This is a genomic window from Flavobacterium cheonhonense (genome assembly GCF_035671315.1).
Taxonomy (GTDB): domain Bacteria; phylum Bacteroidota; class Bacteroidia; order Flavobacteriales; family Flavobacteriaceae; genus Flavobacterium; species Flavobacterium cheonhonense.
This window is the reverse complement of the sequence record NZ_JAXAVY010000001.1, coordinates 452308-465583: the sequence shown is the minus strand read 5'-3', so window position 1 is coordinate 465583 and position 13276 is coordinate 452308. Positions and strand designations below refer to the sequence as shown.

Sequence of the window (13276 nt, the reverse complement as noted above, 5' to 3'; positions counted from 1 at the left end):
TTTACGGTTCGAGGATTTCTACTTCAATTTCATGAGCGGTTTCTTTCCGAATGGCCAAATGGGAACCGTTGTTTACATTAAGGTAAATAGGATCACCGAGCGGTGCAATTTGAATAATTTCCAACTCATTGTCGGGCAAGCAACCCATTTCCAAAAGTTTCAACGGAATTTTATCCAAATCCACATGAGTGATGATGGCTTTGTCTCCTATTTTTAATAAATCAACGGTAGTTTTCAATGCTTATTTAGATTGAATTAAGATTACAAAAGTAGCGATAAAAAAAGAAAACAGAATGATAAATATCAGTTTAACTAATTTTTATCTTCTGTTAACAACCATTGAATGTCTTCAATTAATTTTTGGATGTCTTCTTTCTTCGTGCCGTCATAAAACCCACGAACGCGTCTTTCGGCATCCACTAACACAAAATTTTCGGTGTGAACCATGTCGTACAATTCTTCAGGCTTACCAAGTTTGACGGCCAAATACGATTTGCGTGCCATGCTGTAAATGTCTTTTTTATCGCCGGTAACCAAGTTCCATTTCGAATCGATGACGCCTTTTTCCAAGGCATATTTTTTCAGCACCGGAACACTGTCAATTTCAGGGGTTACAGTATGAGAAAGAATCATCACTTTAGGGTTATTGGCAAACGCTTTTTGAATGTCAATCATATTCGTGGTCATAATAGGACAGATAGAGCCGCAAGTGGTGAAAAAGAAATCGGCCACATAAATCTTGCCCTCATAATCTTTTTGAGTAATGGTTTTGCCGTTTTGGTTGGTAAAAGAAAAGTCGGCTATAGTGTGGTATTTTGCCACAAACTGAACCGTGCTGTCTACCAATTCCGGATTCACATCGGCCGGATTGTAGATCGGTAAGGTCTTTTGTGGTTTTAAAGCGTTGTAAAACAAGGAAACTGTTACTATGGAAAACAGTATAAATGTGATGATTAAAATCCGGTATTTTTTGATAAAATCCAACATCTGGTTTTTTTGACAAAAGTACAAAAGCACCATCATAATTGTAACGATAAACAGCTAATCAACACTTATAATTTTGTTAAAAAATCGATTGTCACATCATAATCGGTAAATTTGTAAGTCTAACTTATTTTAAACCTATGAAAAGAAATACCATTTCAAAAGCATTGTTTGTGACCCTTGTTGCTTTGAGCACGGCACCTATCATTGCACAAGAAAAAAAACCGGGCATCGATTTGTCGTTAATGGACAAATCCGTTCGCCCAAACGATAACTTTTTCAACTTTGTTAACGGAACTTGGGTAAAGAACACCGAGATTCCGGCCGATCGTACCCGTTGGGGAAGTTTTGACGAATTGCGTCAAAAAACCGACATAGATGCCTTAAATATCTTGGAAGAAGCGGCTAAAAATCCGGCTTATAAATCCAATACCGATCAAGGCAAAGCCATCAATTTGTACCGAAGCATTATGGACACTGTGGCCCGAAACAAAGCGGGAATCAAACCTCTAAAACCGTATTTGGACAAAATCAACAAAGTAAAATCGGTAGCCGATTTACAAAAATTAATGTTGGAAATGGCTCCGAAAGGCGGCATTGGCTTTTTTGGCGTTGGGGTTGGTACCGATGCTAAAAACAGCAACCGTAACGTGGTGAATGTTGGTCCCGGTTCTTTAGGATTGCCCGACAGAGATTACTACGTTTCTGATGATGCCGATTCCAAAGAAAAGAGACAAAAATACGTAGCGCACGTTGCCAGAATGTTGGCTTTCTTAGGCGAAAAACCGCAAGTAGCTCAGAAAAATGCCGAGAATATTTTGGCCTTGGAAATTGCCATGTCCAAACCAAGATTGGACAGAGTGGAGCGCAGAGACCGCAGAAAAACGTATAACCCAATGACGGTAGCCGACTTGCAAAAATTAACGCCGGCCATACAATGGGAAAGTTATATAACCGGTTTAGGATTGCCAAAAGTGGACACGGTAATTGTGTCGCAACCTCGTTATATGGAAGCTTTGCAAAAAATATTTACCGAAAACAAATTGGAAGATTGGAAAGCTTATATGCGTTGGACCTTACTCAATGACGCTGCCGGAAAATTATCGACCGAACTGGAAACGGCCAATTGGGAATTTTACAGCAAAACCTTAAGCGGCGCCATCAAACAACGTCCTCGCAAAGAAAGAGCGTTGCAAGTTATTAACGGTGCTACCGGTGAAGCTTTAGGAAAATTATACGTGGAAAAAATGTTCCCGGCTGAGGCGAAAACCAAAGCCGCGAATATGATTAAAAACGTGATCAAGGCTTATGAAATACGCATTAACAATTTGACTTGGATGTCGCCTCAAACCAAATTGAGCGCTATCGAGAAATTGAACAAAATGACCATCAAAATCGGTTATCCGGATAAATGGAAAGACTATTCGGCACTCGCCATCCAAAGTCCGGAAGAAGGCGGAACCTATTTTGACAACGCCATGAACATTGCCAATTGGAGTTTTAACAAGAATATAGAAAAAATGGGCAAACCGGTAGATAAAACCGAATGGGGCATGTCACCGCAAACCGTAAACGCTTATTTCAATCCTTCCAACAACGAAATTGTATTTCCGGCCGCTATCTTGCAACCGCCGTTTTATGATTACAAGGCGGATGAAGCGGTAAATTATGGTGGAATTGGTGCCGTTATCGGTCACGAAATTTCACACGGTTTTGACGATTCCGGCTCAAGATACAATGCTGATGGAAACTTGGTAAACTGGTGGACGGATGAAGATTTGAAACAATTTACGGCTTTAGGAACGGCTTTGGCTGATCAATATTCGGCTTTAGAACCGCTACCGGGAACTAAAGTAGATGGGAAGTTTACCTTGGGAGAAAATATTGGTGATTTAGGCGGCATTAATGCGGCTTACGACGGTTTGCAATTGTATTTAAAAGAGAACGGCAATCCGGGCTTGATTGACGGTTTTACACCGGAACAACGTTTGTTTATTTCTTGGGCGACCATTTGGAGAAGTAAAATGCGCGATGAAGCGATTAAAAATCAAGTGAAAACCGATCCGCATTCACCAGGAATGTACCGGGCTTATGTGCCTTTGTTGAACTTAGATACGTTTCACCAAGCCTTTGGCATCAAACCTGGCGACGGGATGTACCTAGCTCCGGAAAAGAGAGTGAAAATTTGGTAAAGAATAAAAAACCTCAAGTTACAGCTTGAGGTTTTTTTTATACTTGTAGCTTCAATTTTATAACTCTGAGTGCTTAAAAGTGTAACCCAAAATAGTGCTGATTTTGTCACTTACAATGGTTTTTCCAACAGTAGGCTTGCTTTCCTCAAATTCAGGCAACACCAACCCTAATGCAATCGCTTTTTGGGTGTAATAGTCTTTTCGGGTTGGATGGAATGGCGCTACGGCATTGAACACTTCGCCTTTAGTATTTTGGGCAATGACTGCTTCGATGATGCCGATACAATCGTTTTGATGGATTAAATTAATAGGCGCCTCGGGGTTTTCCAAGTTTTTTCTTCCGGCTAAAAAATGTATCGGATGTCGGTTTTCGCCTATCAATCCGCCAAAGCGAATCACGGTGGTCTGAAAGTTAGTGTTGGCTTGCAATAATTTTTCGGTGGCTAACAATTGCCTGCCACTTTCGGTGTCGGGTTCGGGTTGGCTGTTTTCGGTCACGATGGTATTGTCATCGGCATACACCGAAGTCGAACTGATAAACACCACATTATTGATGGGCGATTTTTCAATAAAGGGAATAAGTGTTCCAATTTTGGTCACAAAGTGCTCCGCACCATCACCTCTCAGTTTCGGTGGAATATCAATAATTAAAATTTCGGATTCCGATAAAAAAGCTTCCATGTTGCCCATGACTTTATTTTCCGTCAATCGAATAGAATGCGCTTTAATATTGGCCGACTCCAATACGGCTAGTTTGGCTTCAGAAGTGGTAGAGCCTTTCACCGAGAAACCTTTATTTATAAGTGATTTGGCGAGTGGTAATCCCAACCAGCCACAACCTAAGATACTGATTTTTTTCATCGACGCAGCGTGTCTTTAGTTACCGAAGTGCTGTCTTTGACCCAATGGCGTCGGTAAGTTGGTGTTGGTGCTGAAACCGTTTTTGCGGTAGCTTTTAGTTTTTGACGTATCATCACGGCATCATTAAGGACAAAAGGCGTCGGAATCATCCAGCTTTTTCTTTTGGCGACACTGAATTGAGGATTGGTCAGCAAATCAAAAGAACTTTCCACCAAATCTAAATCGAGTTTTTGGTTGGCCGGAATGGAAAATTCGAGTTCCAGCGGAATATTATCTACCACGTAATAACTCAGCAATTTGCCGTCGGTATTACCCGAAATATTACTTTTAAATTCAATTGCCGTAACACCATTGGCTTTAAAATTGTGAATGGTGATGCCTTTATTGTTGAAGATATCGTAGCGGTTTACGGTTCGGTTCGGTGAAATTTTGATGCGGTAAAGGTGTTGGTTGCCTTTAACGGTATCGCGTAAAAATTCGATGGTCGGTTGGGCGATGTTCTTCATCGGTGCTTCGGCCATAAAGGTAAATTCGGAACCATATTTACTGTACAACTTGTTGGTGTTTAGTGGTTTTCCGCTTTTCGGATTATCGCCTAAATAGGCTTTCGTCCATTCGTCTAAATTCACATCATAAGTAGTCCAATAGGCTTTGTTGGTGTCCGTATCCAGCGCGTAGACCAAACTGTTTGGTTTGGCTTTACCGTAAGTGTAACCCGATTCCTGATGGGCTTTAATGAACAATCCGATGGCTAAAAGAATAAAAAGTGTCGCCCAAATCCCTTTCTTTTCATACGAACCGAAAATAGGTAGTAAAAGTGTAAAAGTCAGTACAGTTAAAATCGAAGTGCCAAACATCACTTTCAACCCTAAGCCAACCGGGAACATCTGAATTAGTGGTGCCAGTATGAGTAAGGTTGGGATGGCCAAAATAACGTTTAACAGCCAATTGGTTTTTTGCGTCAAAACATAGAAGCCCAACATAAAAGCTGAGGACAATACCGGTAAAATCATAAATCCGGCACCTTTCAGTTTTAAAGCGATACCGGTATTGATGAGTAACCAAATGAATAATGGTGCGATCAGTTGGTTCATTTCGGGATGGCGTTTACCCTTGTTTTGGTAAAAGAGGAAGCAAATACCAAGGGTTAAGCTGGTAAAAGCATAACAATAGTCTTGTCCGTTATAAGTAAATCCTTGAAGAATATCTTGGTATTCCGGGTAAAAGTTAAGTAGTAATTTCCAACCGATGTAAGTTACTAAACCTGCCGTAATGAGTGCTCCAATCAGCGGTAGGAAACCTTTAATGATTTCATCAATTCGAAGGACTTGTTTGCCCAAACCGATAAATACAAAAAGGAAGAGCAAGGCAAAGCCAACTATTAACATGGGGAAAATCCAAGCAAATGGATAGCTAATGAAACCAAACGGTACTGTAAAGTAAATATCATCTTCTGCGGAAGCCAAATCGGATAAATCGGCATTGGCCAAATGATTTAAAAGTGGGAACAAATAGCTGCCTTGGTGAGCCAAGGTTTTGGGATCTAAATGCTCAAATTTATCTTGAGCAGTGTGGTAATCGTAATGGCTGTCGATGAAAGCAAAGTTAAATCCCTGAATTTTTCCGGCTTCTCTAAAAACAGTCAAGTCGGTGTCGTTGGGCAGCATTTTATACACGCTGTACATCAACGAATTCGATACCGGATATGTCGCATTTGCGGCTTTAAAGGCTTCTGACATTTTCGAATTACCTTGATTGGTTTCCATCAGCATATAGCTTGGTCCGGAAGAACCACGGGCTTCAAAATTAAGGACCAATCCTATATTTTTAGCCCATAGATGTTGGGTTACGAATAAGGCTGCCCCGTTAAGTCCAACTTCTTCGGCATCGCTGAACAAAATGATAATGTCGTTTTTGTTAGTGGATTTGTTATGTAAAAACGCCCGAACACTTTCTATAATTGTGGCCACGCCCGAAGCATCGTCGCTGGCACCGTGAGAAAACGAATGCGGAGCACTGTCGTAATGCGCCAACAGCAGTAACGCTTTAGAATCCGTAGTGCCTTTAATCTTGGCGATGATATTTTTAGCCTTAACCAAAGTGCCTTTTTCGGTCATGGTAAAGCCTTCTTGTACGGTGGTTTGTAAGCCCAAACTTTGCAGTTCTTTTTGCAGATAATTGGCCACAGCTTTATGATTTTGTGACCCTACAAAATGCGGTTTGGCGGACATGTTCTTAACAATCTCAAGAGCTCTTTTAGTCGAAAATTCGGAGAGTGGCGCTTCTGTGACATCGTAACTTTGCGGCATCATAAAATAGAATATGCCGCTGAGTAGGACTGCCAAAAACAAAAAGCTAAACAGTGATGGTTGGTTGTTTTTCATTGCTGGTTAGTGGTTTGCTTTTTTTCTATTAAGCCATTTTTACACGGCACAAGAAGTAAAATACAAGGTAAATGTACTAAATATCTTTTTTGACCAACACATAAAAATCATTCTCGATGGCCATATAGCCTTGATCATAAATAAAATAGTAGGTATTTCCGTTTTTAGTGGTTCTGATAGTGGTTAAATAATCAAAGTCAAATCCTTTGTTGAGGAGTTTTAATCGGGTTGTTTTTGATTTGCCTTCAGAGTTGAGCTCTGCCAATATTCTGTAATTCCTCCGAAGTTTGTTGTTGGTATTGCGCATGTAATTGTTGCTGTCTTTGTTCATTTTGTTATTGAAGGCATTCCGACAACCGTCACCGCAAAATTTTTTATCTTCTCGGCCTATAATTCTCTCGCCGCATTCTAAACAATTTTTCTCCATATCCTTTCCTTTTAATTATAAAAAGTAGATAAAATCTTATAAGATTAAAACGAATGTACGAAAAATATTTCTATTTGCAAATGGTTACAATTATTTATAGTCGAAAGTAAATGGTAAGAAACCGATTATTTTTTCCTTGCTGTCACAACTTTGCACTGTCGGAATTTAAAACCGGACAATTCAAAATCATCTAATAACAATAACATTAAATTTTAAAAGCCATGAATGCCATGAAAAACAAAGTACAATTAATTGGTCATGTAGGACAAGATCCGGAAGTCAAAGACCTTGAAGGAGGAAAAAAAGTAGCTAATCTTACCTTAGCTACCAATGATTACTACATCAATGACAAGGGTGAAAAAGTTGAAAATACCGAATGGCACAAAGTGGCTGCTTGGGGGAAGATTGCCGAAATCATTGAAAAGTATGTGGTCAAAGGCAAGGAGATTGTTGTGGAAGGAAAACTAACCCACAGAAGCTACGAAGACAAAGACGGGACAAAGCGTTATGTGACCGAAGTAGTTGCGAATGACATTTTGTTGTTAGGTAAATAAAGTGTCTTCTTTTGACTTCCTCATTTCATCTCGGAAATGAGGAAGCTCAAAAGATTTGTTTTTAGAGTTTACCCGTTTTGATTCCCTAAGAAAGGATTCGACTCCCATGATTATTGGTGCAACGTTACTCAAAGAGTTGGTGACTAAAGAATAGGTTTGAATAAAAAAAGCCTTCTAATATTGAAGGCTTTCTATTTTATTGAGCTTTTTAAAAATATCAAACATCGGACATTTTTTGCAGCGTTTGTCTTCTGACTTTTTGTATTTCTCGCAGCACTCCGACTTACAATCGTCTGAAACCAAGAGCGATTTTAGCAGTAGCTTTTTTTGCTTTTTGTCCTTGTCTTTATTTTTTTCTTTTTTACTCACTTTTTCCGATTTAATCAATTTCAGGGTTTGGCATCCAAAGCAACAGAGCTGGTTACAGCCAATTGTTGAATGTCGCGGTCAAACAAATACAATCCGCCACGGTCTTCCCCAATCAAATTGATTTTATCTAAAATGGTTTTGGCTTGTGCTTCTTCTTCAATTTGTTCTGCCACGTACCATTGTAAAAAGTTGTGTGTAGCATAATCTTTTTCGCCTAAAGTAATATGAACCAATTCATTGATAGAGTTAGATACAAACAATTCATGTTGGTACAATTCTTCAAACATTTCTTTGAACGTTCCGAATTCGGTTTTAGGCGCTTTCAATTCGGTGATTTTGGCATGTGAACCTCTTTCGTTCACATACTTTACCAATTTTAACATGTGTTGACGCTCTTCATCAGACTGATTGAACATGAACTGCGCAACACCTTCCAAACCTTGAGCCTCAGCCCAGCAAGCCATGGAAAGGTAAATTTGTGATGATTCCGCTTCTATGCGAATTTGATTGTTTAATGCTGTTTCGATGTTAGTTTTTAGCATAATCTTTTTCTTTTTGGTAAATTTAGAAAAATTATTCGTTCATCAATTCTTGTAGTAACGTTAAAAATTGCCCAACATGATAGCCATCGGCCAATCCGTGATGAACATGTACAGCAATCGCCATTGTTTTTTTGCCATTTTCGTCGGTCATTTTTCCGTAGGATATTTTCGGACAACTGTCGGGCCAAGTAAAACTTCGGGCGTGTGAATAAGATGTAAAATCTATCCAAGGCACGGCCGAAAAGTGAATTAAATTAATTTCGAAATCGCGGGTGATTAATCCGGGAGTGACTTGAATTCGGGCAATCTCTTTTTTGGTAATTTCGGCAAAAGTCGCCAAACTTTCATCAAATTCTACCAATGAAAAGCCAAAAGTTTTGTCGTCTCGTAATATGGTTGCCGAGGCATCGATTCGGTCAAATACAAAGATTTCATCATCAATTATGCGATACCGGAAATTTTCAACGGCATTGACCGCTAACAAGGTTTTATGTAAATAATAAGTAAAAAAAGATACGCCTAATTCTTTTGCCTTTGCATAAGCTTTAGTACAATCTATACGCGCTGTAACACCAAAAAAAGGTTCTTCCATTTGCTTGAAAAAGGCAAAGTGTTCTTTGCGATTCCAAGCGTTCAAGTCTAATTTATGTTTCACTTTAGGATAATAAAAGAGGCAAAACGTCTGTGATTTTTTCCAAAGCTCTAAAGTTTGGATGTTCTACCTTGTGGTTGATTTTTTCGTGTTCCCAAGTGGTGTGAAATGGAATGTGAACGGCATGTCCGCCTATATTCAACACCGGTAACACATCAGATTTTAAGGAGTTGCCAATCATAAAAAACTCCTCAGCTTTGATTTCCAAACGCTTCAATAAGTCTTCATAATCTTTCTCTTTTTTGTCCGACATCACTTCAATATGGTGAAAATAATGGCCCAAACCGGAATTGTGTAATTTTCTTCTTTGGTCTAACAAATCACCTTTGGTGGCGACTACCAATTTGTATTTCCCACTTAAAGCTTGCAAGGTTTCTTCCACGCCGTCAAGCAATTCGATAGGCTTTTGAAGCAATTCTTTACCGTATTCGGTGATCTTTTCCACCACTTCTATCGATATGGTTTTGTTGGAAATACGCATCGCCGCCTCTATCATCGATAAGATATAACCTTTGATGCCGTAACCATAAAGTTCTAAGTTGGCAATTTCGGTTTTAAACAATTCCTGCGACAAACCTTGATGCGACAAATAATCGCTCATCAAAGCGCAAAACTTCTCTTCGGTTTCCTGAAAATAAGGTTCATTGACAAACAAAGTGTCGTCAGCATCAAAAGCGATTACTTTTAGGTTCATATTCGTTTATTTTTTCTAACTAATCAAAGCGCCATTCCCAACACCATCCGCATCAGGATTCACAAAAACCAATTGTCCTTCTTTGTTGTTGGTCATCAAAATCATTCCTTGGCTTTCCACGCCACGTAAGGCTCTTGGCGCTAAATTCACCAACACTGTTACGCGTTTTCCAATCACTTCTTCCGGAGAAAAATGTTCGGCTATACCCGAAACGATAGTGCGAACGTCAATACCCGTATCCACTTTTAAAACCAATAATTTATTGGCTTTCGGCATTTTTTCGGCTTCCAAAATGGTACCGACACGCAAGTCTAATTTTGAAAAATCTTCAAAAGTTGAAGTAGGTTTTTGAGGTTCTACCACTTGGTTCTCCATGATATTGGCTTTTTTAGTAGCTTCGAGTTTGTCTATTTGTTTCTGAATTTCCACATCTTCAATTTGGGCAAACAAAATTTCGGCTTGCCCAATTTGGTGACCGGCTTTGGTCAAGTTCCATTGATCGAATGCCAAATTCCAGTGGTTCAATTGGATGTTCAGCATTTTGCACAACTTTTGCGAAGTAAACGGCAAAAATGGTTCGGATAAAATGGCTAAAGCTGAAGCGATTTGCAAAGCCACATACATTTGGGTTTGCACACGTTCCGGATTGGTTTTTACCATCTTCCAAGGTTCTTCGTCGGCCAAGTATTTGTTGCCTAAACGGGCTACATTCATCAATTCGACTTGCGCTTCTCTGAATCGGTAACGCTCTAAAGAACTGGCAATCACTGCCGGATACGCTTTGAGTTCGGCTAAGGTTTGTTCGTCAACTTCCGTCAGTTCATTCGGAGTCGGTACTATACCATTGTAATATTTGTTGGTCAACACCACTACACGGTTGATAAAGTTTCCGAAAACAGCTGCCAATTCGTTGTTGTTTCTGGCTTGGAAATCTTTCCACGTAAAGTCGTTGTCCTTAGTTTCCGGTGCATTGGCTGTTAAAGCATAACGCAATACGTCTTGCTTGTCCGGAAAATCGATTAAATATTCGTGCAACCAAACCGCCCAGTTTTTGGAAGTTGACAGTTTGTTGCCTTCTAAATTCAGGAATTCGTTCGCCGGCACATTATCGGGTAAAATGAAACTGCCTTCGGCTTTCAACATGGCCGGAAAAATGATACAGTGGAACACGATGTTGTCTTTCCCGATAAAGTGCACTAATTTGGTATCTTCTTTTTTCCAATAATCTTCCCAGTTTTTACCTTCGCGGGCGGCCCATTCTTTGGTGGCCGAGATATAGCCGATAGGCGCATCAAACCACACATAGAGTTTTTTACCTTCAGCACCTTCCACAGGTACGTCGATGCCCCAATCCAAATCGCGGGTAACGGCACGAGGTTTTAAACCATCGTCCAACCACGATTTCACTTGTCCCAACACATTAGCTTTCCAATCTTTTGCATGGTCTTCTAAGATCCACTTTTGCAAAAAGTCTTGGTAACGATCTAACGGTAAAAACCAGTGTTTGGTTTCCTTGATAATAGGAGTTTCTCCCGTGATAGTAGATTTCGGATTAATCAAATCCGTAGCATTTAAAGTAGAACCGCAACGTTCACATTGATCGCCGTAAGCTTCGGGATTTTCGCATTTCGGACAAGTTCCGGTTACAAAACGATCGGCCAAGAATTGCTCGGCTTTGGCATCGTATAATTGCTCGGTCACTTCTTCGATAAAGTCGCCGTTGTCGTATAATTTTTTAAAAAAGGCAGAAGCCGTTTCGTGGTGAATTTTAGCGGAAGTTCTGGAATAGTTGTCAAAAGAAATTCCGAAATCTTCGAATGATTTTTTGATAATGGCGTTGTATTTGTCGATGACTTCTTGCGGTGTAATGCCTTCTTTTTTGGCTTTCATGGAAATGGCCACACCGTGTTCATCGCTACCGCAAATAAAGGCTACATCTTTTCCTTGTAATCGCAAATAACGCGCATAAATATCGGATGGAACGTAAACGCCTGCCAAATGTCCGATGTGAATCGGACCATTCGTATACGGCAATGCTGCCGTAATAGTATATCTTTTTGGATTTTCTAACATATTCAGATAAATAGACTGCAAAAATAACTTTTTAGCCACGAAATCCCGAATTAATTTTGGGATTTGTTTACTTTTGGGATAGCCAATTTACAATCCTTTTCGATTCATGCGAATCCTTTTAATTTTTGTTTCACTAATTACTTTTTCTTCTTATTCCCAAAGCAAGATGATTACACCACCATATCTCCAAAAAGGCGACACTGTTGCTATCGTTTCTACCGCGCGAAAAAACTTAGATGACAATTTGAAACCGACCATTGATATGCTGGAAGGTTGGGGTTTGAAGGTTAAAATAGGCAATACTATCGGGTTGGATTATTTCCAATTGGCCGGAACCGATGACCAACGTGCGGCCGATTTTCAGGAGCAAATGGACAACCCGAACATCAAAGCCATTTGGTGCGTTCGCGGCGGTTACGGTACGGTGAAAATCATCGATAAATTGGATTTTACCAAATTCAAAAAAAACCCGAAATGGATTATCGGTTTTAGCGATGTAACGGTGTTGCACAGTCATTTGAACCGTATGGGCATCGAATCTTTGCATGCTATTATGCCGGTGAGTGTGGCTCGAGCAACCGATGAGGCCAAGAATTCGCTTTGTACGGCACTGTTCGGTGAAAAATTGCAATACACTTTAGACTGTGATGCGCTCAATCATACCGGAAAAGCCAAAGGCGAATTGGTAGGTGGGAATTTGTCGATTTTGTACAGTTTGTTGGGCTCGGAATCGGCGATTGATTGCCATGATAAAATTTTGTTTATAGAAGATTTAGACGAATATTTATACCACGTCGACCGCATGATGATGAACCTTAAGCGCAACGGTTGTTTGAGCAGTTTGAAAGGGATTATTGTGGGCGGCATGACCGAAATGAAAGACAACGAAATCCCATGGGGCAGAAATGCATTAGAGATTATTGAAGATACCGTGAAAGGACTAAACATTCCCATCATTTACAATTTTCCGGCCGGACATATTCGAGACAATCGCGCTCTGATTTTCGGGCGACAAATTACAATGGAAGTCACGCCTGAAACGAGTAAAGTGGTATTTGAATAGACAACTAAGACTTATCAGATGGTTAGATTATTCATTAATCTAAGCAGTCTAATAATCTAACAATCTAAAAATGGCAGAACACAACGAACTCGGAAAGTTAGGCGAAGAATTGGCTGTGGAGTTTCTGCAGCAAAACGGCTATACCATTTTAGAAACCAATTGGACTTTTCAAAAAGCCGAAATTGACATTATTGCACAAATCGGTAACACTTTAGCTGTGGTGGAAGTCAAAACGCGCTCTTCCATCGAATTCGGTTTGCCGCAGGATTTTGTCAAACCTAAGAAAATCCAATTGCTGGTTAAAGCCGTAAATGAATATGTAACGAGTAACGATTTAGACGTTGCCATTCGCTTTGATATTATTGCCATCTGCAAGGAAGAAAATAATTATAAAATCGACCATATTCCGGATGCCTTTTATCATTTTTGATAAGAATTTCTGAAAAAAAGGGTTAAAAATTGATTTTATCCTGAATTTCAA

General features: G+C 39.8%; 13 protein-coding genes. 4 read left to right on the top strand and 9 right to left on the bottom strand.

The window, feature by feature from the left end; genetic code table 11:
- Position 1: 1 nt before the first annotated feature.
- Entirely contained in the window at positions 2-238 is a 237-nt protein-coding gene (locus SK086_RS01985) for a FeoA family protein (RefSeq protein ID WP_290875975.1), read from the bottom strand.
- A gap of 74 nt (positions 239-312) precedes the next feature.
- Positions 313-987 carry an SCO family protein gene (locus tag SK086_RS01980; RefSeq protein WP_324689378.1) on the bottom strand — a complete coding sequence of 225 codons (675 nt, stop codon included), beginning with the start codon at positions 985-987 and terminating at the stop codon, positions 313-315.
- Between the two features lie 137 nt (positions 988-1124).
- Between SK086_RS01980 and SK086_RS01975 the strand changes: the two genes are divergently transcribed.
- Complete coding sequence (locus tag SK086_RS01975) at positions 1125-3176, top strand: M13 family metallopeptidase (protein ID WP_324689377.1); 2052 nt, start codon at positions 1125-1127, stop codon at positions 3174-3176.
- A gap of 57 nt (positions 3177-3233) precedes the next feature.
- Here the strand turns inward: SK086_RS01975 and SK086_RS01970 are convergent, their stop codons facing one another.
- The 3 genes from SK086_RS01970 to SK086_RS01960 all read right to left on the bottom strand — a co-directional run bounded on the left by SK086_RS01970 (position 3234) and on the right by SK086_RS01960 (position 6848).
- Positions 3234-4037, bottom strand: a complete 804-nt coding sequence (locus SK086_RS01970) for an SDR family oxidoreductase (RefSeq protein ID WP_324689376.1) — start codon at positions 4035-4037, stop codon at positions 3234-3236.
- Positions 4034-6421 carry a M28 family peptidase gene (locus SK086_RS01965; RefSeq protein ID WP_324689375.1) on the bottom strand — a complete coding sequence of 796 codons (2388 nt, stop codon included), beginning with the start codon at positions 6419-6421 and terminating at the stop codon, positions 4034-4036. Before SK086_RS01965 ends, SK086_RS01970 begins: the two co-directional genes overlap by 4 nt.
- Positions 6422-6497: 76 nt before the next feature.
- Positions 6498-6848, bottom strand: a complete 351-nt coding sequence (locus SK086_RS01960) for a hypothetical protein (RefSeq protein ID WP_324689374.1) — start codon at positions 6846-6848, stop codon at positions 6498-6500.
- A 221-nt stretch (positions 6849-7069) separates the two neighbouring features.
- Here SK086_RS01960 and SK086_RS01955 point away from each other — a divergent pair, with 221 nt between their 5' ends.
- Positions 7070-7402: a single-stranded DNA-binding protein gene (locus SK086_RS01955; protein WP_290874600.1), complete on the top strand. Its 333-nt coding sequence runs from the start codon at positions 7070-7072 to the stop codon at positions 7400-7402.
- 389 nt (positions 7403-7791) lie between these two features.
- Here the strand turns inward: SK086_RS01955 and SK086_RS01950 are convergent, their stop codons facing one another.
- From SK086_RS01950 to metG, 4 genes are read right to left on the bottom strand one after another with little or no spacing between them, the layout of a single operon-like run.
- Complete coding sequence (locus tag SK086_RS01950; protein WP_290874606.1) at positions 7792-8313, bottom strand: ferritin; 522 nt, start codon at positions 8311-8313, stop codon at positions 7792-7794.
- Between the two features lie 31 nt (positions 8314-8344).
- Positions 8345-8968, bottom strand: a complete 624-nt coding sequence (locus SK086_RS01945) for a chloramphenicol acetyltransferase (protein ID WP_324689373.1) — start codon at positions 8966-8968, stop codon at positions 8345-8347.
- 1 nt (position 8969) lies between these two features.
- Positions 8970-9659: an HAD family hydrolase gene (locus tag SK086_RS01940; protein ID WP_324689372.1), complete on the bottom strand. Its 690-nt coding sequence runs from the start codon at positions 9657-9659 to the stop codon at positions 8970-8972.
- Between the two features lie 15 nt (positions 9660-9674).
- Positions 9675-11732 (bottom strand): methionine--tRNA ligase, encoded by a 2058-nt coding sequence (metG, locus tag SK086_RS01935; RefSeq protein WP_324690434.1) that lies wholly within the window; start codon positions 11730-11732, stop codon positions 9675-9677.
- A 166-nt stretch (positions 11733-11898) separates the two neighbouring features.
- Here metG and SK086_RS01930 point away from each other — a divergent pair, with 166 nt between their 5' ends.
- Positions 11899-12795: a S66 peptidase family protein gene (locus tag SK086_RS01930; protein WP_324689371.1), complete on the top strand. Its 897-nt coding sequence runs from the start codon at positions 11899-11901 to the stop codon at positions 12793-12795.
- Between the two features lie 70 nt (positions 12796-12865).
- Positions 12866-13225, top strand: coding sequence for a YraN family protein (locus SK086_RS01925; RefSeq protein WP_324689370.1), 360 nt, complete (start codon positions 12866-12868; stop codon positions 13223-13225).
- Positions 13226-13276: the final 51 nt, after the last annotated feature.

Excerpts from the sequence above, each read along its gene's own strand:
- SK086_RS01980 (WP_324689378.1), bottom strand. The coding sequence starts at position 987 with ATGTTGGATTTTATCAAAAAATACCGGATTTTAATCATCACATTTATA.
- SK086_RS01975 (WP_324689377.1), top strand. The coding sequence starts at position 1,125 with ATGAAAAGAAATACCATTTCAAAAGCATTGTTTGTGACCCTTGTTGCT.
- SK086_RS01970 (WP_324689376.1), bottom strand. The coding sequence starts at position 4,037 with ATGAAAAAAATCAGTATCTTAGGTTGTGGCTGGTTGGGATTACCACTC.
- SK086_RS01965 (WP_324689375.1), bottom strand. The coding sequence starts at position 6,421 with ATGAAAAACAACCAACCATCACTGTTTAGCTTTTTGTTTTTGGCAGTC.
- SK086_RS01960 (WP_324689374.1), bottom strand. The coding sequence starts at position 6,848 with ATGGAGAAAAATTGTTTAGAATGCGGCGAGAGAATTATAGGCCGAGAA.
- SK086_RS01955 (WP_290874600.1), top strand. The coding sequence starts at position 7,070 with ATGAATGCCATGAAAAACAAAGTACAATTAATTGGTCATGTAGGACAA.
- SK086_RS01950 (WP_290874606.1), bottom strand. The coding sequence starts at position 8,313 with ATGCTAAAAACTAACATCGAAACAGCATTAAACAATCAAATTCGCATA.
- SK086_RS01940 (WP_324689372.1), bottom strand. The coding sequence starts at position 9,659 with ATGAACCTAAAAGTAATCGCTTTTGATGCTGACGACACTTTGTTTGTC.
- metG (WP_324690434.1), bottom strand. The coding sequence starts at position 11,732 with ATGTTAGAAAATCCAAAAAGATATACTATTACGGCAGCATTGCCGTAT.
- SK086_RS01930 (WP_324689371.1), top strand. The coding sequence starts at position 11,899 with ATGATTACACCACCATATCTCCAAAAAGGCGACACTGTTGCTATCGTT.
- SK086_RS01925 (WP_324689370.1), top strand. The coding sequence starts at position 12,866 with ATGGCAGAACACAACGAACTCGGAAAGTTAGGCGAAGAATTGGCTGTG.